Origin of the sequence: Rhizobium sp. L51/94 (genome assembly GCF_019355555.1) — a bacterium.
Taxonomy (GTDB): domain Bacteria; phylum Pseudomonadota; class Alphaproteobacteria; order Rhizobiales; family Rhizobiaceae; genus Rhizobium; species Rhizobium rhododendri.
The window spans coordinates 3,080,379-3,103,139 of sequence record NZ_CP072141.1; the positions used below are offsets into that span (position 1 = coordinate 3,080,379).

Genomic DNA, 22,761 nt, shown 5'->3' on the forward strand with positions numbered 1-22,761 from the left:
TAACTAAGTATCGGTTCCCAGCAGGCGCTCTGCTATTTACCTACTCCGTCGTCACACCATGGAACGGACGAACCTCGCGGCCATCCATGAAGGTTCCGAGCCGTTTGATTTCCCATTCCAGCTTGACGCCGGATTTCTCGAACACCTCGCGGCGAACCTGCTCGCCGAGATATTCCAGATCGTAGCCAGTCGCCTGGCCCATGTTGATCATGAAATTGCAATGCAGCGACGACATCTGCGCGCCGCCGATGACGAGACCACGGCAGCCGGCCTCGTCGATGACTTCCCAGGCGGAAAGGCCCGGCGGGTTCTTGAACGTCGAGCCGCCGGTCTTTTCGCGGACCGGCTGAACGGTCTCGCGATGATTGCGCACGGCATCCATGTCGGCACGGATCTTGGCCTTGTCCTCGGTATAACCCTCGAACACCACATCGGTGAAGATCAGGTCGGCCGACGCTGACGAATGGCGGTAGGTGTAGCCCATGTCGGCATTGCTCAGCACATGCTTGTTGCCGCTGCGATCAACAGCATGGACCTCGACCAGCCGGTCGCAGGTCTCGACGCCATTGGCGCCGGCATTCATGCGCGCCGCACCGCCGATCGAGCCCGGGATGCCGTAGTAGAAATGGAAACCGCCGATGCTGTTATCCATGGCCATGGCGGCGACATGCTTGTCGGGGCAGATGGCCCCCGCCTTGATACGGTTTTCCCCGGCCAGTTCGAGCGAGCCAAACCCCTTGGCAGACAGCCGCAGCACGACGCCGGGAATACCGCCGTCACGCACGAGGATGTTCGAGCCGACACCGACGACCATCAGCGGCACTTCCGGAGGCAACAGCTTCAGGAAGGTGACGAGGTCATCCGTATCGTGGGGCTGGAACATAAGCTCCGCCAATCCGCCGGCACGAAACCAGGTGACGCGATCCATCGGTGCATCCGGCGTCAACCGTCCGCGAATATTCTTGACGCCGTCGCCCAAAGACGCGAGCAGCTTTTCTCCATTGACCTGCTTCATGCGGATTTACCCGAAAGGCCTTCCAGTTCCTGTGGCAACGCTGCGGCCCAATAGGTTATGCTGCCAGCCCCTAACAAAACCACAAAATCGCCCGGCTTTGCAATCTCCGCGACCATTCCGGCCAAACGATCCGGCGAAGGCAGGTAACGGGCGTCGCGATGGCCGCCGGCCTTGATGCGCGACACCAGGGCTTCCGAATCGACGCCCTCGATCGGTTCCTCGCCGGCCGAGTAGACCGGCGCGAGGAAGATGCTGTCGGCGTCGTTGAAGCAGGCGGCGAATTCCTCGAACAAGCTCGAAAGCCGCGTAAAACGGTGCGGCTGGTGAACGGCGATGATCCGGCCGGAGCACGATTCGCGCGCCGCCTTCAAAACCGCTTTGATCTCGACCGGATGATGCCCGTAATCGTCGAAGATCTTCACGCCATTCCACTCGCCGGTCAGCGTGAAGCGGCGCTTGACGCCGCCGAACGCCGCAAGGCCACGGGCTATGTCTTCGTTGGAAATGCCGAGCCGGTTGGCAACGGCAATGGCCGCGGTGGCATTGGCGATATTGTGACGGCCTGGCATCGGCAACACGAGATCCTTGATCTCGATAACCTTGCCGGTGCGGCGGCGACGGATTTCGATGTCGAACAGCGACCGCGTCCCGTCGATGCGGACATTCATGAAGCGCACGTCGGCCTGCGGGTTCTCCCCATAGGTGATGACCTTGCGGTCCTCGATACGGCCGACGAGCGTCTGGACTTCCGGATGATCGAGGCACAGCACCCCGAAACCATAGAACGGGACATTTTCGACAAACTGCCGGAAAGCAGCCCGTACGGCATCGAAGGTGCCGTAGTGATCGAGATGCTCGGGATCGATGTTGGTGATAACGGCGACGTCTGCCGGCAGCTTCAGGAAGGTGCCGTCCGATTCGTCGGCCTCGACCACCATCCACTCGCCCTCGCCCATGCGGGCATTGGTGCCGTAGGCGTTGATGATGCCGCCGTTGATGACGGTTGGATCGAGTCCACCTGCTTCGAGCAGCGTCGCCACCATAGAGGTCGTGGTTGTCTTGCCGTGCGTGCCGCCAATGGCAATCGCATTGCGGAAGCGCATCAGCTCGGCCAGCATTTCGGCGCGGCGAACCACTGGCAGCAGCTTTTCGCGCGCGGCGATCAGTTCCGGGTTATCCTTCCTGATGGCGGTCGAGACCACCACCACTTCGGCTTCACCCAAGTTCTCCGCCTTGTGGCCGATGAGAACCTCGATGCCCTTGGCGCGCAGGCGCTGGACATTGGCGCTGTCCGCCTGGTCCGACCCCTGCACCTTGTGGCCGAGATTGTGCAGCACCTCGGCGATGCCGCTCATGCCGATGCCGCCGATGCCGATGAAATGTACGAGGCCGATGGCCTTAGGCAGCTTCATGCGCCTGCCCCCTTGAATTCTGCAATTGAACGTTTGTCGGCAATAGCCTCTACAAGATCCGCGAGCAAGTTTGCTGCCTCCGGCTTCCCCGTCGATTTCGCAGCAGCGGCCATCTTGGCGAGCTTTTCGGGCGAATTCATCGAGCCTCGCAAGATCGCCGACAGTTTTTCCGACGAGAGCTCCGACTGTGCAATGACCTTGGCTCCGCCATTCGCGGCAAGCGCTGCGGCATTGGCCGCCTGGTCGTGGTCGAGAGCATAGGGATAAGGCACGAGGATCGCCGGTCGGCCGATGACCGCAAGCTCGGAGACCGTCGAGGCGCCGGAGCGGCAAATCACGAGGTGGGCAGCCGCAATCCGCTCGGCCATGTCGTTGAAGAACGGCGCGATGTCTGCTCCCATCTGCAGATGGACGACGCAGTTATTGACCGTCTCCATGTCCTCGACCCGCACCTGCTGGGTGATCCGCAGCCGGTTGCGGAGCGGCTCCTCCAGCAGGCTGACTGCGGTCGGAATAGCCTTGGAAAAGAACTGCGCGCCCTGGCTGCCGCCGAAGACGACGAGGTTGAACGGCTCATCCGGACCGGATGGATGATAGGGCGTCTTGGCTGCCTCGATGACGGCCGGCCGCACGGGATTGCCGGTGGTAACCGTCTTTTCCGGGTACGCACCGCCATTGTCCGGCAGGAAGCCGCCGGCAATCGCTTTCACGCGGCCGGCCAGCGCCTTGTTAGCACGGCCCATCACGGCATTCTGCTCGTGGATGACGGTTGGCACGCCCATGCGTGTCGCGGCGAGCAACGGGGGAATCGTTGGATAACCGCCGAAACCGACGACGCAAAGCGGGCCGATGTTGCGGATCAGCTTTCGGGCCGCGCGCATGCCGGTCCAGAGCGTCCAGAGCGAGCGGGCGAGATTGACCGGGTTCTTGGAGCCGATCGTTGCGGAAGGCACCACGTGGATCTCGTCGGCTGGAAAGGAGCCCGCATAGCGCTCGGCGCGGCTGTCGGTGACCAGATGCACGGAGTAACCCCGATCGCGCAGCTTGTAGGCCAGCGCTTCGGCTGGAAATACATGGCCGCCGGTGCCACCGGCGGCGAGAAGAATGATGCCCTTGCTCATCGCATCACTCCGCCGGAACGCCGTGGGTCACGCGAAACAGGCTGCGCTCCTGCATGCGCTTCTCCGGTCGGTGACGGGTCAGCGCCAGGATGAAGCCTGCGGTGACGCAGATCGCGATCATCGACGAACCACCGTAGGAGATCAGTGGCAGGGTCATGCCCTTGGCCGGCAGCAACTGCAGGTTCACGCCGACATTGATGATAGACTGGATGCCGATCTGCAGCACCAGGCCGGCAACGGCGAAGCGGTTGAAGTCGTTCTTCTCACGGTAGGCATGAGATAGTCCGCGCAGGACGAGGACCGCGAAGATGCAGACCAGGAACATGCAGAAGATGATGCCGAACTCTTCCGCAGCCACCGAGAAGATGAAGTCGGTGTGGGCGTCGGGAATGATGCGTTTGACGATACCCTCGCCCGGACCGACGCCGAACCAGTCGCCGCGCACAATTGCCTCGCGGGCTGTATCGACCTGAAAGGTATCGCCTTCGCCGGTCAGGAACTTGTCGATGCGCAGCGCCACGTGCGGGAAGACGTAATAGGCGCTGAAAAGACCACCCACGCCCATGCCGCCAAGCACGAAGATCCACAGCCAGGGCATGCCCGCCATGAAGAACATGCCGGCCCAGACGGCCGATGTCAGGATGGTCTGGCCGAGGTCGGGCTGGGCGACCAGCAACGAGGCCACGATACCGAAGAGGATGATGGCAAAGAGGTTGCCCGGAATTTCAGGCTGGCGCGCATGCTCGGCAAAAAGCCAGGCGCAGACGACGACGAAGGCCGGCTTCATGAATTCCGAAGGCTGGATCGACAGGCTGGCGAGATTGACCCAGCGGCGCGAACCCTTGACTTCGACGCCGAAGAACAACGCAAACAGCATCATAGCCAGCGAGACGACAAGAATGATCACAGCCGTCCGGCGCACCTGACGCGGCGTCAGGAACGAAATGCCGATCATCACGGCGATTGCCGGGATGAGGAAAGCGGCATGGCGCTTGACGAAGTGGAACGGTTCAAGCCCGATGCGGGTCGCCACTGCCGGCGACGCTGCAAAGGACAGCATGAAGCCAATGCCGAGAAGCAGGATGAAAATCCCGAGGAAAAAACGATCGATCGTCCAGAACCAGTCGGCCAGGGCCCCACGGTCTACGCGGCTTACCATCTCATGCGCCTCCTGTTGGCGAACCGATCAGCATGGTGATCCCTTCCAGCGCCGACACGTGTGCGACGAAGGAATCCCCTCTGACCTCGAAGTTCTTGTATTGGTCGAAACTTGCGCAAGCCGGTGATAGCATGACAGCAGCGCTGACGCCCTGATCCATCGCCGCATCGGCAGCCGCGTGCAGAACGGCGCGATCAAGCGTGCCGGAAATCTCGTATGGCACGGCCTCGCCCAGAGTGGCTGCAAACTGCGGTGCCGCCTCGCCAATCAGATATGCCTTGGCGATGCGGGGAAACAGCGGTGCAAGCGAAGCGATGCCTCCCTCTTTCGGCAAGCCGCCGGCAATCCAGTAGATCCGCTCGTAGCTCGACAAGGCCGGAGCCGCTGCCTCGGCGTTGGTCGCCTTCGAATCATTGACGAACACGACAGTGCCGCGACGCGCCACCGGCTGCATGCGATGCTTCAGGCCCGGGAACGACGCAAGGCCGGACTGGATATCCTCGACGGATACGCCCACCGCCAGGCAGGCGGCGATGGCCGCTGCGGCGTTCTGGGCATTGTGGCTGCCGCGCAATGTCTGGATGCCGTCGAGATCGGCGATGGCGGCCGTCTCTCCGGCCGATGCCCGGACAATCCGGCTCCCGTCGGCATATAGACCGTCTGACAACACCTGGCGGCGAGAGATGCGCATCACCGTGCCGCCGGCGCGTTCGATGCGGTCGGCAATGACCGTCGAGAAGCTGTCGTCGACGCCGACGATCGACGTACCGCTGCCGGCCACAAGGCGCTCCTTGATATCGGCGTAATGCTGCATGGTCCCATGCCGGTCGAGATGATCGGGGGTCAGGTTGAGGAGGATACCGGCCGAGGGGTTAAGCGTCGGGGCGAGATCGATCTGGTAGGACGAGCACTCGACGACATAATAGCGCTCGGCCCGCGGCGGATCGAGCGTCAGGATGGCGGTACCGATATTGCCGCCCATCTGTGTGTCGCGACCGCTCGATTTCAGGATATGGGCGATCAGCGCCGTCGTCGTCGATTTGCCGTTGGTGCCGGTAATCGCGATGAACGGGCAATCCGGTGCGTGCACGCGACGCTCGCGAACGAACAATTCGACATCGCCGATGATCTCGACGCCTGCCGACCGGGCGAGGTCAACGGTCCAGTGCGGCTTCGGATGGGTCAGCGGCACGCCGGGCGACAGCACGAAGCTCGACAGCCTTGGCCAGTCGATTGTTCTAAGGTCGGCCGTCGGAACGCCGGCGGCCGTCGCCTTGGCAACGCTGTCGGGATTGTCGTCCCAGGCGGTGACGTCAGCACCGCCAGCCACCAGCGCCAGGGCCGTGGCGAGGCCCGAGCCGCCAAGCCCGAACAGCGCAACCCTTTTCCCCTTGAGCGTGGTGACCGCTATCATCTCTTTTACCGCAGCTTCAGTGTAGACAGGCCGACCATCGCGAGCACGACGGCAATGATCCAGAACCGGACGACGACCTGGCTTTCCGTCCAGCCCTTCTTTTCGAAATGATGGTGGATAGGCGCCATCAGGAAAACGCGCCGCCCGGTCATCTTGAAGAAGCCGACCTGGATGATGACCGACAACGTTTCCATGACGAAAAGCCCACCGATGATTGCCATGACGATCTCATGCTTGGTGGCGACGGCAACCGTGCCGATCATGCCACCCAGCGCCAGCGAGCCTGTATCGCCCATGAAAATAGCGGCCGGCGGCGCGTTGAACCACAGGAAACCGAGCCCCGCCCCGATCATCGCCCCAAGCACGACGGAAAGTTCGCCGGTGCCGGGCACGAAATTGATCTGCAGGTAATTGGCAAACACGACGTTGCCGGCGAGATAGGCGATGACGCCGAACGACGCCGCTGCGATCATCACCGGAACGATGGCGAGACCGTCGAGTCCATCCGTCAGGTTGACCGAGTTGCCGGCCGCAACGATGACGAAGCCGCCGAACAGCACGAAAAACAGACCGAGATTGATCATGAAGTCCTTGAAGAAAGGAAAGGCGATCGACGAGCCGAAAGTCGATCCGGCCGGACCCGATGCCAACGCCGAGCGCATCATGAAATATACGGCGATGCACGCAATGACGAATTCGATCAACAGGCGCTTGCGGCCGGAGAAGCCCTTGTCGCTCTGCTTGGTGACCTTGAGATAGTCGTCGTAGAAGCCGATGGCGCCGAAGCCGAGCGTTACCAGGAGAACCGCAACCACATAGACGCTGGAAAGGTCGGCCCACAACAGGCAGGAGCCGACGACACCGGCGATAATCATCAGCCCGCCCATCGTCGGCGTGCCGGCTTTCTTGAAATGCGTCTGCGGTCCATCGGCACGGATCGGCTGCCCCTTGCCCTGGCGAAGGCGAAGAGATGCAATGATTCTCGGTCCGAACAGGAAGACGATCAGTGCCGAGGTGAACAGGGCGCCGCCGGTGCGAAACGTGATGTATCTGAACAGATTGAAGAATTTCACATGTTCAGAGAGGTCGACGAGCCAGATCAGCATCCAGGGCCCTTTCTAGGGTCAAAATTCAATTAGGTTTGCGGCTTCGTGTCGGAAACTGCAGGAAATTTGTCAAGCAAAGCCGCCACGATCTTGCCGAACCCGATGCCGAGCGACGACTTGATCATCAGCACATCGCCGGGCGCAACCGAGGAAAGAACGAAGGCGGTGAGCTCTTCCGTCGTCTCGCGATATTCGACCTGCACTGTTTCAGGCAGCGCCTCTTTCAGGGCTAGCATCTCCGGTCCGGAGAGCCAGGCGTGTTCGATCCCCGCAGCAATCAGCGGACCCGCCAGATCGGCATGCACCCTACGCGCATGTTCGCCCATCTCGAGCATGTCGCCAAGGACGGCGATGCGGCGTCCGCGATCATCACCGGCACCCGTTGCCAGCAGCGCCATTGCCGCGCGCATGGAGGCGGGGTTGGCATTGTAGCTTTCGTCGATGACGGTGAACGTGCCCGCCCTGATCGCAAGCCTGTGGCGTTTGCCGCGGCCCTTTTCCGGCTGCAGCGTCGCCAGCGCCTCGATAGCCCTGTCGAGGTCGCCGCCGACCAGCGTCACGGCGCCAAGCACGGCGAGAGCATTCTCGGCGATGTGGCGCCCGGGTGCACCGATTGCGATCTCGAACGTCTCGCTGCCGAGCGTCAGCCAAAGGGCAGATTTCTCGTCGGAACCGTTGAATTCTGCCAGCCGGAAGTCGGCCTTGGCATGCTGGCCGAAGCTGTAGATCCGCGTAATGCCGAGCGCCTGCGCCTGGCGCTCGAGGAACGAGAACTGGTCGCTGTCGCGGTTGAGGATGATGTCTCCGTCGGGCTCTAGGCCCTCGAAGATCTCCGACTTGGCGGCCGCAATTTCCTTGATGCTCTTGAAGTTGCCGAGATGGGCGGCGGCCACCGTCGTGATGATCGCCACATGCGGGCGGACCATCTTCACCAGCGGCCTGATTTCGTCCGGATGGTTCATCCCGATCTCGAAGACGCCGAAGTCGGTATCGATTGGCATCCGCGCCAGCGTCAGCGGCACACCCCAGTGATTGTTGTAGGATGCGACCGAGGCATGGACCTTGCCGGAGGGCGACAGCACGTGACGCAGCATCTCCTTGGTCGTGGTCTTGCCGACCGAGCCGGTAACGCCGATGATCTTTGCGCGCGACCGATGCCGGCCGGCGATGCCGAGCGTGGTCAATGCCGCCAGCACATCCTCGACGACGATCATCGGCACGGTAAGGCGCCCGAGTGCCGGCAGTCGCGCTTCGCTGACAACCAGCAACGACGCGCCATTGGCCATCGCCATGCTCGCAAAGTCATGCCCATCGACACGATCGCCCTTGATGGCGAAGAAGGCTTCGCCGGGTCCGATCGAACGGCTGTCGATGGAAATTCCCGTAATACCCGCAGGCAACGAGCCAACAGGCCGGCCATGCATGATGTCGATCAGGTCTTCGCTTGTCCAAAGCCAGCTCAAGATGTCGTCTCCCCTAGTGCCCGGCGCACTTCCGCATGATCCGAGAACGGCAAGGTGACACCGGCGACCGTCTGGCCTTCCTCGTGCCCCTTGCCGGCCACGATCAGCGTATCGCCGGCCTTCAGCATGTCGACTGCGGCGCGGATAGCCTCGGCACGGTCCGCGATTTCCGTGGCTGAGGTGGCCGCAGCCATGATTTCGGCGCGGATGGCAGCCGGTTGTTCAGAGCGCGGATTGTCGTCGGTGACGATGACGACGTCGGCCAGCCGGCAGGCGATCTCGCCCATGATCGGCCGCTTGCCACGATCCCGGTCGCCACCGCAGCCAAAGACGACGATGACACGACCGGTGGTAAAAGGCCGCACAGCCGCAAGCACGTTTTCCAGTGCATCCGGCTTGTGGGCGTAATCGACATAGGCAAGCGCGCCGTCGCGCGTCTGGCCGATCAGCTCAAGCCGTCCGGAAGCACCCTGGAGCTTTTCCAGCGCCTGCATTGCCACGGCCGCTGGAGCACCGGTCGAAATCGCAAGGCCGGCTGCAACCAGCGCATTGGCGATCTGGAAATCGCCGGCCAGCGGAATGTGAACCTCGAAGATCTCGGTGCCGAAATGCACCTCGGCGACCTGCTTGTGGCGCGAATGCTCGACCCGCTTCAACGTCAGGAAATTGCCCTTGCGGCCAACGGTGCGGATATCGTGACCAGCCTGCCGGGCAGCAGCTACGGCCTGATCCGACCAGGCGTCGTCGGCAAAGATGACGGCTGGCGATCCCTGCGGCAGCAGCGTATCGAAAAGCCGCATCTTAGCGGCCATATAGGCCTCTACGGTCGGGTGATAGTCCATGTGATCGCGGCCGAGATTGGTAAAGCCAGCAGCCTTGAGACGCACACCATCGAGACGGAACTGGTCAAGCCCATGGCTGGAGGCTTCCATCGCGGCATGGGTCACGCCCTCGTCGGCAAGTTCGGCCAGCAGTTTGTGCAGCGACACCGGATCCGGCGTCGTCAGCGAGCCATAGTCGTTGCGGCTGGGCGAGATGACGCCAGTCGTGCCGATCATTGCGGCGGTGCTTCCGGCATGCGCCCAGATCTGGCGGGTGAAGGAGGCAACGGAGGTCTTGCCGGCCGTACCCGTGACGGCGACCATCGTCTCCGGCTGGCGCCCGTAGAAGCGCGCGGCTGCCAGCGCCAACAGGCGGCGCGGCTCGGACACGGCTACAACCGGAACCGAACCGGCATCCGCCGCATGCCGGGCGAAAATCACAGCAGCGCCGCGCGCAGCGGCATCGGCCACGAAGGCGGCGCCATCGGCCTTGGTGCCGGCAACCGCGACAAAGGCCATTCCCGGCGTAATCTGCCGGCTGTCGGCGGAAAGACCCGTGATGTCGATGTCGCCCAGCGAGCCGCCGACCGGTCCGTTCAACTCGGGAAAATCAGTCCCGACGAGATCACGCAATTTCATGGCGTCTACTTCTTTGTTCTAGGCCTGCCCGCCCCACGCGAATCGACCGCGTTATCCATTCAATCTCAATAAGACACCAGCAAGGCGGAGCCGCCCTCCCCGAATTTCGGTTTTACACCGAGAATCGCTGCCGAACGGGCGATGATATCGCGCGCGATGGGGGCTGCCGTATAGGCTGAAATCGTGCCCCCGTGCTCGCCGGTCATCGGTTCGTCGCAAAAGCTCATGACCACATAGCGGGGATTGTCGATCGGGAAGGCTGCGAGGAAGGTGTTGAAGTTGGCCGTGTGGGAGTAGCGACCGTTGACGACCTTGTCCGCTGTGCCGGTCTTGCTGCCGACATCGTAGCCGGGAACGCGGGCGGCACGACCGGAACCCTTGGAGCCATTGAAGTCCAGCAGGAAGCGGACGTCGTCGCTGGTGCTCTTCTTGATGACGGTTTTCGCGACCAGGTCGGCCTGCTCTGCGGTGCGTGGCAGAAAGGTCGGCTCGATAAGCTTGCCGCCGTTGACGAGCGCCGCACCGGCCACCGCCGTCTGCAGCGCCGTCGTCGAGACGCCGTGGCCGAAGGAGATGGTGATCGAGTTGATCTTCTTCCAGACTTTCGGCTGGCTTGGCGTCTTCACCTCGGGTAGTTCTGTCGGCATCCGGGTCAGGAGACCGAGGCGCGTCAGGAACTCCTTGTGGGCATCAATGCCGACGAGATCGGCGATCTTCGCCGTCCCGATGTTGGACGAATACTGGAAGATTTCCGGAACGGTCAGCACGCGGCCCTGGCCATGGAAATCGTGGATCACGAAGCCACCGATGCGGATCGGCGCGCTGGCATCGAAAGCGTCCCGAAGCGTCACCTTGCCGCTGTCGAGCGCCATTGCCATCGTGAAGGTCTTGAAGGTCGATCCCATCTCGAAGGTGCCGTTCGACATACGGTTCAGCCAGCCTTCGGCGGCACTCGCGTTCGGCTCGTTCGGATCGAAATCAGGGGCTGACGCCATGGCGATGACTTCGCCGGTCTTAACGTCGAGCACGATGGCACCGCCGCCCTTGGCCTTGAAGTTGACGACCGCCTTGGTCACGACATCGCGGGCAATGGCCTGGACGCGGACGTCGATCGACAGCTTGACCGGCTCAAGCGGCTCATTGCTGGTCATGCCAACGGCGGCGAGATCGGCAAGGCCCTGATCGTCGATATATTTTTCCATACCCATGACGCCGCGGTTGTCGATGTTGACATAGCCGAGGATATGCGAGGCCGTCGGGCCGCCGGGATAGAAGCGGCGCTTTTCCGGCCGGAAACCGATTCCGGGAATACCGAGCGCCAGGATCTGGCTCTGCTGCTTCGGCGTCAACTGGCGCTTCAGCCAGGCGAAGTGCGACGTGTTGGTCGAAAGCTTTTTGTAAGTCCCCTTGAGATCGAGATCCGGCAGCACTGTCGAAAGTTTTTCGACGGCGTCGTCGACATCGACGATCTTGTTCGGCTCGGCAAACAGCGACACCGTACGGATGTCGGTCGCGAGCAGCGCCCCGTTGCGGTCGACGATGTCGGGCCGCGAGGCCATCAGCCTGTCGGCCGGCAGAATGCTCGATACGGTATCGGGCATGGCAGTGCCATACTCGACCAGTCGCGCGCCGATAATGCAGTAGACGACGCCGAAGCTCACGCTCAACAACAGGACGCGGCTCCGCGCCTGCCCCGTCTTGCGCTTTCGCGATCCCTCGACGACCGCGCTTGCAAGCGCGTCGACTGGCTTGCCGTTGGTACCGGCGGAAAAATGTGCCTTGCTCTTCAAGAGCATGATGCGGGATAGAAAAGACATCAGCGCTTCACCGATCCCGTTTTGATATCGTCGACACCGGACTTGCCATGCTTAGCCGGTGCCAGCCTTGCGACTGGCTTCGGCGCAGGCTTGGCTGCCACGTCGGCTATAACCTTGCGGATATCGGCATCGCTGTCGTCGCCCTTTGATGTGCCGGGCTTTGCGGTCGGCTTGCCGTCCATGATACCCGGAGGTGGCGGTAGCTGGCTGCGCAGCATTGGCAGCTCATTCGGCTGCACGAGGGATGTCGAGAGTGTCGGCTGCAGCTGCAGTTCGCTGTTATAGTTGGCGACCAACCGCTCGAGGCGGTTCGGCTGTACGACCAGCGCCCAGTCGGCCTTCAGCAGCTCGATGGTATCCTTCTCGAGCTTGATCTCGGCTTCGAGGTGATGCACCTCCTCGAGCTTGAGCTCGGCGCGGTGCTTGATGGTGTAGGTCACGGCCGCCGCAGTGGTCATGACGCCGATGAGCACGATATCGAAGGTCTTCAGCATCTCAACCTCCAAGCTTTGCAAGGGTGGCAAGGTTCGGCAGCTCGAAAATCGAGACGTCGGCTGCTTCTGCCGGCGCAGCGGTTCGCACAGCAGCACGCAGCTTGGCCGAACGGGCACGTGGATTGAGCTCGGCCTCGACCTCGCCGGCCGAGACGACCTGCTTGCCGATGGCATCGAAAGTCGCCGCCCGCTCGTGGACGACTGGCATATGGCGCGAGCCCGTCGAGCGGCCCGAACGGTCGGTGAGGAACTTCTTGACGATGCGGTCTTCCAGCGAATGGAAGGTGACGACGACCAGGCGGCCGCCGGGCTTCAACGCCCGCTCGGCGGCAAACAGCGCTTCGGCCAGTTCACCGAGCTCGTCGTTGACGAAGATACGCAGCGACTGGAAGACACGGGTCGCCGGATGGATCTTGTCCTTGGCCTTGCGGGGCGTTACCAGCTCGATCAGTCCTGCAAGATCACGCGTCGTCTCGAAAGGCTTTTCGGCACGGCGCTTCTCGATGGCATGGGCAATGCGCGGCGCCTGCTTTTCCTCGCCGAGAAAGACGAAGATTCGGATAAGGTCGGCGAGCTTGGCATTGTTGATGACGTCGGCAGCAGACACGCCCTTTGCCGACATGCGCATGTCGAGCGGACCGTTCCTCTGGAACGAGAAGCCGCGCTCGGCCTCGTCGATCTGCATCGAGGATACGCCGATATCGAGAACGATGCCGTCGAGACCGCCCTCAGGAGCATGCTCTGCCAGCTGCGAGAATTGCGAGTGAATGAGAGTAAGTTTGCCGGGATGAGCTTCGACCAGCGCCTGGCCTGCCGCAATCGCCGTCGGATCGCGGTCGAGCGCAATCACATCGGCACCCGACGCCAACAGCGCCGACGTATAGCCGCCAGCCCCGAACGTGCCGTCGAGAATGACCTTGCCAGGCGCAGGCTCCAGCGCCCTTACGACTTCGGCCAGGAGAACCGGAATATGACGAAGCGGCCCGCCACCGGCTTCAGCACAATCTCCGCCAGGTTGAGCTTCCATTCCGTCCCCTCGTTGTATCAGGAACGCATGCCCGCCAGCCTGCGCTCCTCTCTTGCGGTTGCCTGCAGGGCTTGAAACGCCTGCGGCTCCCAAAGCTGAAAGTAGTCCGCCCGACCCACGAAGGTCACCTCGTCGGTGATTCCGGTGAAATCGCGGATGAAATCCGTGACCATCAACCGTCCCTCGGCATCGAGCTTCATGAAGACCCCGCCCCCATGGATGAGGAGCGACATCTGATTCGCCTGCGACGAAAACGGATCTTCCGCCGCAATCTGTTGCTCGAACCGGTCGAGCAGATCCAGTCCGCCGATGCTGATCGCCGGGAACACGAAATCCTGGAAGCAGTACAGCTCCGGAATGGCGCGCTCCGACAGCACCGATCGAAATACCGAAGGCACGGAAACGCGGCCCTTGGCATCGATCTTGTTCGTCGCATTCGACAGGAAGCGTTTCATGACGCGAAACACCCGTTTCCATTGGTCGCGCGAAAATCCTTCGCCCACATTCACTGCCGCCATCGCACAAAGCTTCGCCCGCCGGAAAAACTATTGTCTTCCCGGTCTCCCCGAGAGGAGCACGACCTTTACTTTGCGATGATTGGGCCTTGATTTGCCCCTGTGCAGTGCGAATTTGGGATACCATGGGACCATATGGGCGTCAATGGGATACGGCCTGCGGAAGCCGGTTGCAGTCCCCCATATTCATAGGCCGTTAAGCTTAACGAAAGGTTAGGAAGTGCGGCATTTGCCCGCCGCGAGCGCCTGAGAGGCGATCGCATTGCTTGAAAAAATTGGACATTTGACTATCGATTAGCGACCGCAAATAAAGGGCGCGAGGCGCCACCGCAGTGCTCGAAAAAAATTACCAGTTGGCCTGTAAGCCGGGTTCTGTAAGGCCCCGACCGAAGTCGGAACGTGGCAGCCATTCATCTGGGACGACACTTGCGTGCCGCCTCGTGCAACCCACCCGGATGACAGGCCCGGAAACAGGCTGGTGCGCTTGCGCGCCCCGCGTCATCCCTATTCGGTTTTGCTCCCGGTGGGGTTTACCATGCCGTCGCTGTCACCAGAGACGCGGTGGGCTCTTACCCCACCCTTTCACCCTTACCCGGTCGGGACCGGGCGGTTTACTTTCTGTGGCACTTTCCCTGAGGTCACCCTCGCCGGACGTTATCCGGCACCGTGTTTCCGTGGAGCCCGGACTTTCCTCACCCCACCGCCTTTCGACATTGTGAAGCGCGGCTGCCCGGCCAACTGGTAGGCGCTCATTAGCCGAGGCCGCAGGCAATTGCCACCTTAAATCCAACGACCGCCGGCAAATCCGCTCACTGGCGAAAATATGGTGCAAAATCCGTGCTGTAGGCGTCGTCGTTGATTCGACCCTCGAGCAGCAATTCGGCACCAAGCCGGCCGATTTCATCCGAACTCTTCGCCGACGTGCCGCTGCAGCCGGTCAGGACGCCAATCCGCGGCGACGCCGTGTAGCCGATCATCGGATAGGTCGACGGTGAATAGGAGGTGACACAGGCGCCCGACGATATCGACAACGGCCGCAAATCGGGAACCAGCCGTCGAACGATCCGCGTCAGGTGATCGCGTACCGAGGCCCGGCCATCGGTGCGAAACCAGGCACGCATCTCGGCGTCGCTGGTGATGTCGTAGTCGTCGGGATCCCCGCCGATCTTGAGGTAATACTTGCCGTCGGGATATCGGATCGGCGGCAGCAAATAAATGCTGTCGACGTCATCAGGGCCCTTGGTGATCAGCGACGGCATGGTTCCGAGCGCCATTGCATCGGCTTCGCTGATCTCAAAATAGGCAATCGTCCGGCCACGGACAATCATCTCGACCGGAGCCGCCAACAGGCTGGCGGCAATGGAAAACCCGCCGGCAGCCAGCAGCGCCTTCTCCGCCCGGTAGACGTTACCCTCGCCCGTCGTCACCACGGCAATGCCGCCCTCGTCGCGGATCGATACTACGGTCTCTTTCAGCACCTTCGCCCCGACCTTTTCGGCAAGCAGCGATTGCGCCTTCACCAGCCGGCGCGGGCTGATATGGCCGGCACCCTGTGGCTCATAGATGCCCTCGCTGCCGCGGTCGAACGCAAAGAATGGAAACCGGGCACGCAGGCCATCGTCATCAAACCGCTCGGTACGCACTTTCAGAGCCTCGGCAGCTTTGGCGACGTGATCGATATAGGCATCTGCGCCACCCTGCCTCGGCCCGACCGCAAGGCAGCCAACCTGGGAGTAGAAGGCAATGCCGCTTTCCCGCTCCAGTTCGCGGTAGCGCGCAATCGACCGGTTTGCCAGCAAGGCCCAGTTCGGATCGGGATCTATCGTCCGGGTGATACGACCCTCGTCATAATGGCTGGCGAAGACGCCGCTGTGGACCTTCCGATCCGCAGGTTCGTCAGGCCCTATCACGGCGACGCCGTTCGTCTGGCGGGCGAGGTGGCGAGCAGCCGCCGCCCCCATCATGCCGCGACCGATGACGATGAACTTGAAATCCGCTGCCATGTCAGGTCTCCATCGATATCGGGAATCGATAGCATGACAATCGGCTGGATTTCCAGACGAAGTTCACCTGATAAACAATTCGTCTTCAAGCACTTGCCGCCTAGTCGAGAAGCGCCAGCACCTTGCCGCAGTACCGCTTGGACACCGGGTTCATGCGCGTCGCGCCATGGCCGGCATTGTATTTGAGGATAGTATTGCAAGTCTCGCCACCGCCGAGCGTCTGCGCCAGGGCCAGATATTTCATGCCGATGCGGATGTTGGTATCGGGATCGGCGAGCCCCTTGACCGAGCCGGAATAACCCATCATCCGTGCCGTTGCCGGCTTCACCTGCATCAGGCCGACCTCGCCATGGCTGCCGCGCATACGCGGGTTGAAGTTGCTTTCGATCTTGATGACTGCCGTTGCCAGCGCGACATCGACGCCGTTCTGCCTGGCATATTTGGTGATGATCTCGGAATAGCGATTGTCGCTCGGACCCGGAACAACGGTGTTGCCGGTGCTAGCCGTTGCATCCTGCCTGGCGTAACCGATGCTGCGGCCGAGTGTCTTGAACGATTTCGTCTCGACCCTGACCCGGTGCTGGCCTGCAAAAGCGCAATCGTATCCCATCAGCAACATGCTTGCGCATGCTGCCGTCGCAACAATCAAATTTTTCATTCAGTCTCTCGTCTCCGGGTGGGATCGCGGCAGCGGCGCATGGCGCTGCCCTGCCGTCGGGATAGCCATCTCGATGGCCAGTTCCCGCAAAAATCCACGTTGTCGTCTACGGCTGCTGTTCCGGATAAGTGAACGGTTCAGCGCCGCTGTTCATCGGCGCCGTTAGACCATCGCAATGCGCAGATAATAGGGAAATGCTGTGGCAGCGTCCGGATCTGCAGCCTTTTGCGATGCCGGAAGCCGTAAGCAGGCATTCAAAAGACAATTGGACAGGTGCAATCTTCAGGCGAAGTGCGGCAACGCCCGCAGCAGGCGATGCAGCGTATCGATGGTCGAGAAATCGGCGATCCCGTCGACCCGTTCCTGGCGGAAATGCCGCTGGAAAGCCTCGACATCGCCGGCCATGGCTGCGGAAAAATCGCCATTGATTTCCGTGCCGTAACCATAGAGTGACAGCATCGACTGCAGCGCCTCGACCGGCTGCCCGCTGTCGCCCATCTGGAAAAAGCGCCCCCCGGATATCGGCGATGGCTCCACCCAGTGACCGACCCCTGCGGCATGCAGCCTTGCCCACGGAAAGCGCTCGCCGGGATCGACCTTGCGAATGGGTGCTATATCGGAGTGACCGAGCACCCTTTCCGGCGCTATGGACCAGCGCTCGCCGCAATCGCGACACAATTCAATGACCGCATCGATCTGCGCATCGGGGAATTGTGGCAAGCCGCCCGGGTGGCCTGCATTGGCGATCTCGATGCCGATGGAGAGCGAGTTGATATCGTTTTCCTTGCGCCAGACACCCTTGCCCGCATGCCAGGCACGACGCGCTTCGGGCACGAGTTGCAGCACCCGGCCGTCTTCATGGATGAAATAGTGGCTGGAGACCTGGCTTTCCGTCCGACAGAGCCAGTCGAGGGCGCCATCGGCCGTGCCCATGCCGGTATAGTGCAACAGGATCATATCCGGCTTGCGCCCACCTGCCCGCTCGCCGTGGTTCGGAGACGGTTGCACCAGGGCACCGCTGTAGTCAGCCGCAAACGATGTCATGCGGCGCGGCGTTCCTTCTCGATTTCCTCGTAGGCAGCGTTCAGTGCCGCCATCCGCTCGTTGGCGATGACGTGGAACTCCTCGGGCACGCCACGCGATACGAGGCGGTCGGGATGGTGTTCGTAAACCAGGCCGTGGTAGCGCTTGCGGATGGTCGGGAAATCGTCGGAAGGCTTGACGCCCAGAACCTTGTAGGGATCGCGCCCGTTACCGGAGACATGCCGCGCCATGATCTGCTCGAAGCGTTCTTCGTCCATCTGGAAGATCTCGGCGATGTGGGCGAGGAACGAGATTTCCTTCTCGTGGATCAATCCGTCGGCCTTGGCAATGTGGAACAGGCCGTCCAGCACGTCCTCGAGCACGGGGCAGTTTTCGCTGCAAGTGACGCACAGCGTTGCCAGCCGTTCGGCATAGGCCTCGTAGCCGGCAACGTCCTGGCGCGCCAGATTGTAGAGGCGCGCGACATTCTTCGCCTGGTCATCCGGAAACTCAAAAATCTCGCGGAAGGCATTGACTTCATTCTCGGTGACGACACCGTCTGCCTTCGCCATCTTGGCAGAAAGCGCGATGATCGCGACCGAGAACGCCACCTTGCGGCGGGTTTCGGGATCGCCTTCGAACAACGTCCGGATGGCTTCGACCACGCCTGACAGGGCATTCCCCGCGGTGCCGACGGCATTCAGCAGCTTTTCCCAGATAGACATGACGATCCCGATTACTCCAAAGAATGAGCAACACGTTGATCAAAGAATGGTGGCGAATGCAAGCTGACCATTGGCCGCAGCGTTGAAAACACCTTTCACGAATAGGTAATGATCTAACCATAAATGCCGCTCCCATCGGTTTCGATGTTGCCCGCATAAGTCAAATGAATTGGACAGGGGCGCTCCGGCCTGTAAGCGCTGGCGTCACCCTTATCCCGGAGCCACCATGCCCTTTGCAGACCGACCGCAGCTTCTTGGCCTCGCCCTCGGGCTGATCGGCGTCCTCATTTTCAGTGCAACGCTGCCTTTCACCCATATTGCACTGGAAGGTTTCTCCCCGGCCTTCATTACCTTCGGCCGCGCGCTGGTCGCCTCCGCTGCCGCCATCGTGACGCTGCTCGTCCTGCGCCGACCGCTGCCGCGCGGTCACTTCGGTCAGTTGTTCGCTGCCGGCCTCTGCGTTGTCTTCGCCTTTCCCGGTTTTTCGTCAATCGCCATGCAGACCATCCCGGCAAGCCACGGCGCCGTCGTCCTCGGCCTGCTGCCGCTGTTGACGGCGATCTTTGCCGCCATCATCGACGGCGAGCGACCCGGGATCCTGTTCTGGATCTGCGGCGTCATCGGCGCCACCCTGGTCGTCAGCTTCTCGGTGACGCAAAACGGTTTCCAGATGCAGCCCGGCGACCTCTGGCTGTTTGCCGCCGCGGTCATCGTGGCGCTCGGCTATGTCCTGCTCGGCAGGCTTTCGCGCAGCCTGTCGGGCTGGGAGGCAATCTGCTGGGCGCTGGTCGTGACCCTGCCGATCTCGCTCATCGGTACCGCCATGACAGCCTCGAACGGTTTTCACGCGCCAACGGTGACAGCGTGGGGCGCCTTTGCCTATCTCGGGTTGATGTCGATGTTTGCCGGCTTTCTCTTCTGGAATGCGGGGCTTGCGATCGGCGGCATCGGCCGCGTGGCCCAGGTCCAGCTGATGCAGACCTTCTTCACGCTCGGCATTTCCGCCCTCCTCCTTGGCGAGCATGTCGGGCTGGAGACCGTGGGCTTCGCGATGCTGGTCGCCTTCGTCGTCTGGCTCGGCCGCAAAGCACGCCATTCGTAAATTCTTTACTTTACAGCCCTCCCCACCTGTCGCATCCATCAGGCAACACCGAGTTGATGCACTGACCTTGCAAGGAGGCAACCATGGCCAGACAGAAAGTCGCAATGCTCACCGCCGGAGGGCTCGCGCCCTGCTTGTCGTCCGCTGTTGGCGGGCTGATAGAGCGCTACACGGACATCGCGCCCGACATCGAGTTGATTGCCTATCGCTCCGGCTACCAAGGTGTCCTGACGGCCGACCGAATCGAAATCACCCCCGCCATGCGTGAAAAGGCGCACCTGCTGCATCGCTATGGCGGATCGCCGATTGGCAACAGCCGCGTCAAGCTCACCAACGCCGCCGACCTCGTCAAGCGTGGGATGGTGAAGGAAGGCGAGAACCCGTTGCGTGTCGCTGCAGAACGGCTGGCATCCGACGGCGTCACCATCCTCCACACCATCGGCGGAGACGATACAAACACGACGGCAGCCGATCTCGCTGCCTACCTCGGCGCCAACGGCTACAACCTCACCGTCGTCGGACTGCCGAAGACGGTCGATAACGACGTCGTGCCGATCCGGCAGTCGCTTGGCGCCTGGACGGCAGCCGAGGTCGGCGCCCACTTCTTCGATAATGTCAGCAACGAGCAAACGGCGGCACCGCGCTCGCTGGTCATCCATGAGGTCATGGGCCGCAGCTGCGGCTGGCTGACGGCAGCAACGGCGCGCGCCTACATCCAGAAGACCAGCGCCAACGAATATGTCGATGGCATGATGACCAACGCCGCGATGAAGAGTATCGACGGTCTCTACCTGCCGGAGATGGCTTTCGACATCCATTCCGAGGCCGCCAGGCTGAAAGAGATGATGGACAAGAACGGCCATGTGACGCTCTTCGTCTCCGAAGGTGCCTGTGTCGATGCCATCATCGCCGAGCGCGAAGCTGCCGGCGAAAACATCAAGCGCGATGCCTTCGGCCACGTGAAGCTCGACAGCATCAATGTCGGCAACTGGTTCCAGAAGCAGTTTGCAGCCCTGCTCGATGCCGATCGGTCCATGGTCCAGAAATCCGGCTATTTCGCCCGCTCGGCGCCGGCCAATATCGACGATCTCAGGCTGATCCAGGGCATGGTCGACCTCGCAGTCGAAAGCGCCCTCAACAAGGTCTCCGGCGTCACCGGCCATGACGAAGGCCAGGGCGGAAAGCTGCGTACAATCGAGTTCCCGCGCATCAAGGGCGGCAAGAAGTTCGACATGTCGGCAAAGTGGTTCGGCGAAGTGATGGACCACATTGGCCAGCAATACCGCGAAGGATGATTGACGAAGCGTGAAGACGGTGTCTTCGCTGGTGGCGGATGGGATGAGGATGATTCGATGTCCGTTGAAACCTGGCTTGCCTTCGCCGCCGCTTCTGCCGTCATGCTGGCTATCCCCGGCCCGACGATCCTGTTGGTGATATCGTATGCGCTTGGCCACGGCCGGCGCACGACGGTCGCAACCGTTGCCGGGGTGACGCTCGGCGACTTCACCGCGATGACCGCCTCGCTTGCCGGCCTCGGTGCCCTGCTGGCAACTTCGGCAGGCCTGTTCACGGTGCTCAAACTGATCGGCGCAGGCTACCTGATGTTTCTCGGCATCAAGCTCTGGCGCGCCCCTGTCGTGACCGGCCCGATGGGCGACAACGATAACCTTCCCGAGGAAAGATCGTCCAAGATTTTCCTGCACGCCTATGTTGTAACGGCACTCAATCCTAAAAGTATCATCTTCTTTATTGCCTTCGTTCCGCAGTTCCTCGACCTCGGCAAGCCGTTCTTGCCGCAAACCCTTATCCTGGAAGCAACTTTCCTCGTCCTCGCAGCCCTCAATGCGTTTCTCTATGGCCTGCTGGCCGACGTTGCGCGCGGCTACATCCGCAAGGCCAGCGTGCAGCGCGCGGTCAACAGGACAGGGGGAACGTTGCTGATTGCGGCCGGCGCCGTCACGGCCGGATACCGGCGAATGGCGGCTTAGTCGCCGTCCCACCTTGCGGGGCTGTCACGAATAGGTTAATTGGCGTTCATAATTTAATTCCCCTGTGACCGAATTGCATCGCAGGTGGAACGCAATTTTCGAAAGAGACAGCATGATAGCCAGCGGATTTACGAGCCTGAAGCGCAGCGTCGCCGTCTCGGCAATCCTTTGCGGTGGCCTCGCCGGTTGTGCCACCCAGCAGCAGACATCCCAGGCAGATCTCTCTCATACGACGACAAACGTCCCCCACCCGACATCGACGGCACAAGTTTCCACAACAGCAACGCCCGGTTCCACGACGGCGATTGTGTCGCAGGCCCAGCCACAGGCGACAGCGACCCTTTCGAAATCCGGCCGCCTGCCAGGGACCGAGACAGCTGCGGCGATAGGCCCACGCCTGCCGGCCGACCAGGCCTCGAATATGCAGGACCGCATGGGGCAACCTGCTGGAAAATCCGGCAAGGGCAGCGAGGCGCAGGTCGCCATTGCTTCGGTCACCGGCGCTCCTGCGGCAAATACCTCGGCGTCCGCCGCCTATGCCTCTTCAGACGATATGCTAATCCCGTCAGTGGTTGCCATTCCCACACCCAATCCTTCCCGCCCCGGGGATATCACGCAGACCCCGGCCTTGAGCTCGGCGCTGGTTGAAAGCGGCAACGCTATCCCGATGACGCCGGAAATGGTAGCGATCCAGGCAGTCGTGCCGACACCACGCCCGGGCGAAGCCAGCCCCTTCACCGCGACGCAGGTTGCCTATGCCGCCCCCTCTCAGGCTGCAAACCTCAGCTACGCGGACAACCGTCTTCATTACGACTTCAACTTCGACACGACAGGCCCGAGCATCGTACCTGCCGTTCTGGAAGAGAGAAGCGATGACAATGTGTCCTCCGAGGAAAAGGGCCACATCACCACGCTGATCGAGAAATATGCGAAACTCTATCAGGTGCCGGCAGCACTAATCCACCGCGTCGTGCACCGAGAAAGCCGCTATGATCCAAAGGCTTTCAACAATCGCGGCTATTTCGGCCTGATGCAAATCAAGTACAACACGGCAAAATCCATGGGCTACGACGGCCCAGCCTCCGGCCTTTTCGATGCCGAGACCAACATCAAGTATGCCGCAAAGTATCTGCGCGGTGCATGGATGGTGGCCGACAACAAGCTCGACACCGCAGTCGCCCTTTACGCGCGTGGCTATTACTACGATGCCAAGAACAAGGGCATGACCAACGTCGCCAACGGAAACTACTGAGGTTCCC

The 22,761-nt window shown here is 61.6% G+C and carries 20 protein-coding genes and 1 other RNA gene; 4 read left to right on the top strand and 17 right to left on the bottom strand.

Features of this window, described 5'->3' with window-relative positions:
• Window positions 1-40: 40 nt before the first annotated feature.
• The 17 genes from murB to J5274_RS15165 all read right to left on the bottom strand — a co-directional run bounded on the left by murB (window position 41) and on the right by J5274_RS15165 (window position 18,412).
• Window positions 41-1,015 (bottom strand): UDP-N-acetylmuramate dehydrogenase, encoded by a 975-nt coding sequence (murB, locus tag J5274_RS15085; protein ID WP_142823192.1) that lies wholly within the window; start codon window positions 1,013-1,015, stop codon window positions 41-43.
• The gene (gene murC, locus J5274_RS15090; RefSeq protein WP_142823193.1) at window positions 1,012-2,427 is read right to left on the bottom strand and encodes a UDP-N-acetylmuramate--L-alanine ligase; all 1,416 of its coding nucleotides are present in this window, start codon (window positions 2,425-2,427) and stop codon (window positions 1,012-1,014) included. Before murC ends, murB begins: the two co-directional genes overlap by 4 nt.
• Entirely contained in the window at window positions 2,424-3,548 is a 1,125-nt protein-coding gene (gene murG / locus J5274_RS15095) for an undecaprenyldiphospho-muramoylpentapeptide beta-N-acetylglucosaminyltransferase (RefSeq protein WP_142831464.1), read from the bottom strand. The genes murC and murG overlap by 4 nt, the downstream gene beginning before the upstream one ends.
• 4 nt (window positions 3,549-3,552) lie before the next feature.
• Entirely contained in the window at window positions 3,553-4,707 is a 1,155-nt protein-coding gene (gene ftsW / locus J5274_RS15100; protein WP_142823195.1) for a putative lipid II flippase FtsW, read from the bottom strand.
• Window position 4,708: 1 nt separating this feature from the next.
• On the bottom strand, window positions 4,709-6,121 hold the full coding sequence (murD, locus tag J5274_RS15105) for a UDP-N-acetylmuramoyl-L-alanine--D-glutamate ligase (protein WP_142823196.1): 1,413 nt from the start codon (window positions 6,119-6,121) through the stop codon (window positions 4,709-4,711).
• A 5-nt stretch (window positions 6,122-6,126) separates the two neighbouring features.
• Entirely contained in the window at window positions 6,127-7,227 is a 1,101-nt protein-coding gene (mraY, locus tag J5274_RS15110; protein ID WP_142823197.1) for a phospho-N-acetylmuramoyl-pentapeptide-transferase, read from the bottom strand.
• Window positions 7,228-7,256: 29 nt separating this feature from the next.
• Entirely contained in the window at window positions 7,257-8,690 is a 1,434-nt protein-coding gene (locus tag J5274_RS15115) for a UDP-N-acetylmuramoylalanyl-D-glutamyl-2,6-diaminopimelate--D-alanyl-D-alanine ligase (protein WP_142823198.1), read from the bottom strand.
• Window positions 8,687-10,150, bottom strand: coding sequence for a UDP-N-acetylmuramoyl-L-alanyl-D-glutamate--2,6-diaminopimelate ligase (locus J5274_RS15120; RefSeq protein WP_142823199.1), 1,464 nt, complete (start codon window positions 10,148-10,150; stop codon window positions 8,687-8,689). Before J5274_RS15120 ends, J5274_RS15115 begins: the two co-directional genes overlap by 4 nt.
• Window positions 10,151-10,215: 65 nt before the next feature.
• The gene (locus J5274_RS15125) at window positions 10,216-11,967 is read right to left on the bottom strand and encodes a penicillin-binding protein 2 (protein WP_142823200.1); all 1,752 of its coding nucleotides are present in this window, start codon (window positions 11,965-11,967) and stop codon (window positions 10,216-10,218) included.
• Window positions 11,967-12,461, bottom strand: a complete 495-nt coding sequence (locus tag J5274_RS15130; protein WP_142823201.1) for a hypothetical protein — start codon at window positions 12,459-12,461, stop codon at window positions 11,967-11,969. The genes J5274_RS15125 and J5274_RS15130 overlap by 1 nt, the downstream gene beginning before the upstream one ends.
• A 1-nt stretch (window position 12,462) precedes the next feature.
• Window positions 12,463-13,488 carry a 16S rRNA (cytosine(1402)-N(4))-methyltransferase RsmH gene (gene rsmH / locus J5274_RS15135; RefSeq protein WP_142823202.1) on the bottom strand — a complete coding sequence of 342 codons (1,026 nt, stop codon included), beginning with the start codon at window positions 13,486-13,488 and terminating at the stop codon, window positions 12,463-12,465.
• A 17-nt stretch (window positions 13,489-13,505) separates the two neighbouring features.
• Entirely contained in the window at window positions 13,506-13,943 is a 438-nt protein-coding gene (gene mraZ, locus J5274_RS15140; protein ID WP_111222841.1) for a division/cell wall cluster transcriptional repressor MraZ, read from the bottom strand.
• A gap of 405 nt (window positions 13,944-14,348) precedes the next feature.
• An RNA gene (gene rnpB, locus J5274_RS15145) (RNase P RNA component class A) lies at window positions 14,349-14,745 on the bottom strand.
• A gap of 67 nt (window positions 14,746-14,812) precedes the next feature.
• A complete protein-coding gene (locus J5274_RS15150) occupies window positions 14,813-16,006 on the bottom strand; it encodes an FAD-binding oxidoreductase (RefSeq protein WP_142823203.1) in 1,194 nt (397 codons plus the stop codon).
• Window positions 16,007-16,106: 100 nt separating this feature from the next.
• Window positions 16,107-16,664 carry a lytic transglycosylase domain-containing protein gene (locus J5274_RS15155; protein WP_142823204.1) on the bottom strand — a complete coding sequence of 186 codons (558 nt, stop codon included), beginning with the start codon at window positions 16,662-16,664 and terminating at the stop codon, window positions 16,107-16,109.
• Between the two features lie 282 nt (window positions 16,665-16,946).
• Window positions 16,947-17,708: an N-acetylmuramoyl-L-alanine amidase gene (locus tag J5274_RS15160; RefSeq protein ID WP_142823205.1), complete on the bottom strand. Its 762-nt coding sequence runs from the start codon at window positions 17,706-17,708 to the stop codon at window positions 16,947-16,949.
• Complete coding sequence (locus J5274_RS15165; protein ID WP_142823206.1) at window positions 17,705-18,412, bottom strand: DnaJ family molecular chaperone; 708 nt, start codon at window positions 18,410-18,412, stop codon at window positions 17,705-17,707. Before J5274_RS15165 ends, J5274_RS15160 begins: the two co-directional genes overlap by 4 nt.
• A 226-nt stretch (window positions 18,413-18,638) precedes the next feature.
• On the opposite strand from J5274_RS15165, the gene J5274_RS15170 reads away from it, so the two are divergent.
• From J5274_RS15170 to J5274_RS15185, 4 genes are all read left to right on the top strand, one after another.
• Window positions 18,639-19,514 (top strand): DMT family transporter, encoded by an 876-nt coding sequence (locus tag J5274_RS15170; protein WP_142823207.1) that lies wholly within the window; start codon window positions 18,639-18,641, stop codon window positions 19,512-19,514.
• Window positions 19,515-19,597: 83 nt separating this feature from the next.
• Entirely contained in the window at window positions 19,598-20,809 is a 1,212-nt protein-coding gene (locus J5274_RS15175) for a pyrophosphate--fructose-6-phosphate 1-phosphotransferase (protein ID WP_142823208.1), read from the top strand.
• A gap of 57 nt (window positions 20,810-20,866) precedes the next feature.
• Window positions 20,867-21,502 (top strand): LysE family translocator, encoded by a 636-nt coding sequence (locus J5274_RS15180; RefSeq protein ID WP_142823209.1) that lies wholly within the window; start codon window positions 20,867-20,869, stop codon window positions 21,500-21,502.
• 112 nt (window positions 21,503-21,614) lie between these two features.
• Window positions 21,615-22,754 (top strand): lytic transglycosylase domain-containing protein, encoded by a 1,140-nt coding sequence (locus J5274_RS15185; RefSeq protein ID WP_219274661.1) that lies wholly within the window; start codon window positions 21,615-21,617, stop codon window positions 22,752-22,754.
• Window positions 22,755-22,761 lie beyond the last annotated feature (7 nt).

What these genes read in the sequence shown, in the direction of transcription:
- murB (WP_142823192.1), bottom strand. Translation starts at nt 1,015, where the DNA reads ATGAAGCAGGTCAATGGAGAAAAGCTGCTCGCGTCTTTGGGCGACGGC.
- murC (WP_142823193.1), bottom strand. Translation starts at nt 2,427, where the DNA reads ATGAAGCTGCCTAAGGCCATCGGCCTCGTACATTTCATCGGCATCGGC.
- murG (WP_142831464.1), bottom strand. Translation starts at nt 3,548, where the DNA reads ATGAGCAAGGGCATCATTCTTCTCGCCGCCGGTGGCACCGGCGGCCAT.
- ftsW (WP_142823195.1), bottom strand. Translation starts at nt 4,707, where the DNA reads ATGGTAAGCCGCGTAGACCGTGGGGCCCTGGCCGACTGGTTCTGGACG.
- murD (WP_142823196.1), bottom strand. Translation starts at nt 6,121, where the DNA reads ATGATAGCGGTCACCACGCTCAAGGGGAAAAGGGTTGCGCTGTTCGGG.
- mraY (WP_142823197.1), bottom strand. Translation starts at nt 7,227, where the DNA reads ATGCTGATCTGGCTCGTCGACCTCTCTGAACATGTGAAATTCTTCAAT.
- J5274_RS15120 (WP_142823199.1), bottom strand. Translation starts at nt 10,150, where the DNA reads ATGAAATTGCGTGATCTCGTCGGGACTGATTTTCCCGAGTTGAACGGA.
- J5274_RS15125 (WP_142823200.1), bottom strand. Translation starts at nt 11,967, where the DNA reads ATGTCTTTTCTATCCCGCATCATGCTCTTGAAGAGCAAGGCACATTTT.
- J5274_RS15130 (WP_142823201.1), bottom strand. Translation starts at nt 12,461, where the DNA reads ATGCTGAAGACCTTCGATATCGTGCTCATCGGCGTCATGACCACTGCG.
- rsmH (WP_142823202.1), bottom strand. Translation starts at nt 13,488, where the DNA reads ATGGAAGCTCAACCTGGCGGAGATTGTGCTGAAGCCGGTGGCGGGCCG.
- mraZ (WP_111222841.1), bottom strand. Translation starts at nt 13,943, where the DNA reads ATGAAACGCTTCCTGTCGAATGCGACGAACAAGATCGATGCCAAGGGC.
- J5274_RS15150 (WP_142823203.1), bottom strand. Translation starts at nt 16,006, where the DNA reads ATGGCAGCGGATTTCAAGTTCATCGTCATCGGTCGCGGCATGATGGGG.
- J5274_RS15155 (WP_142823204.1), bottom strand. Translation starts at nt 16,664, where the DNA reads ATGAAAAATTTGATTGTTGCGACGGCAGCATGCGCAAGCATGTTGCTG.
- J5274_RS15160 (WP_142823205.1), bottom strand. Translation starts at nt 17,708, where the DNA reads ATGACATCGTTTGCGGCTGACTACAGCGGTGCCCTGGTGCAACCGTCT.
- J5274_RS15165 (WP_142823206.1), bottom strand. Translation starts at nt 18,412, where the DNA reads ATGTCTATCTGGGAAAAGCTGCTGAATGCCGTCGGCACCGCGGGGAAT.
- J5274_RS15170 (WP_142823207.1), top strand. Translation starts at nt 18,639, where the DNA reads ATGCCCTTTGCAGACCGACCGCAGCTTCTTGGCCTCGCCCTCGGGCTG.
- J5274_RS15175 (WP_142823208.1), top strand. Translation starts at nt 19,598, where the DNA reads ATGGCCAGACAGAAAGTCGCAATGCTCACCGCCGGAGGGCTCGCGCCC.
- J5274_RS15180 (WP_142823209.1), top strand. Translation starts at nt 20,867, where the DNA reads ATGTCCGTTGAAACCTGGCTTGCCTTCGCCGCCGCTTCTGCCGTCATG.
- J5274_RS15185 (WP_219274661.1), top strand. Translation starts at nt 21,615, where the DNA reads ATGATAGCCAGCGGATTTACGAGCCTGAAGCGCAGCGTCGCCGTCTCG.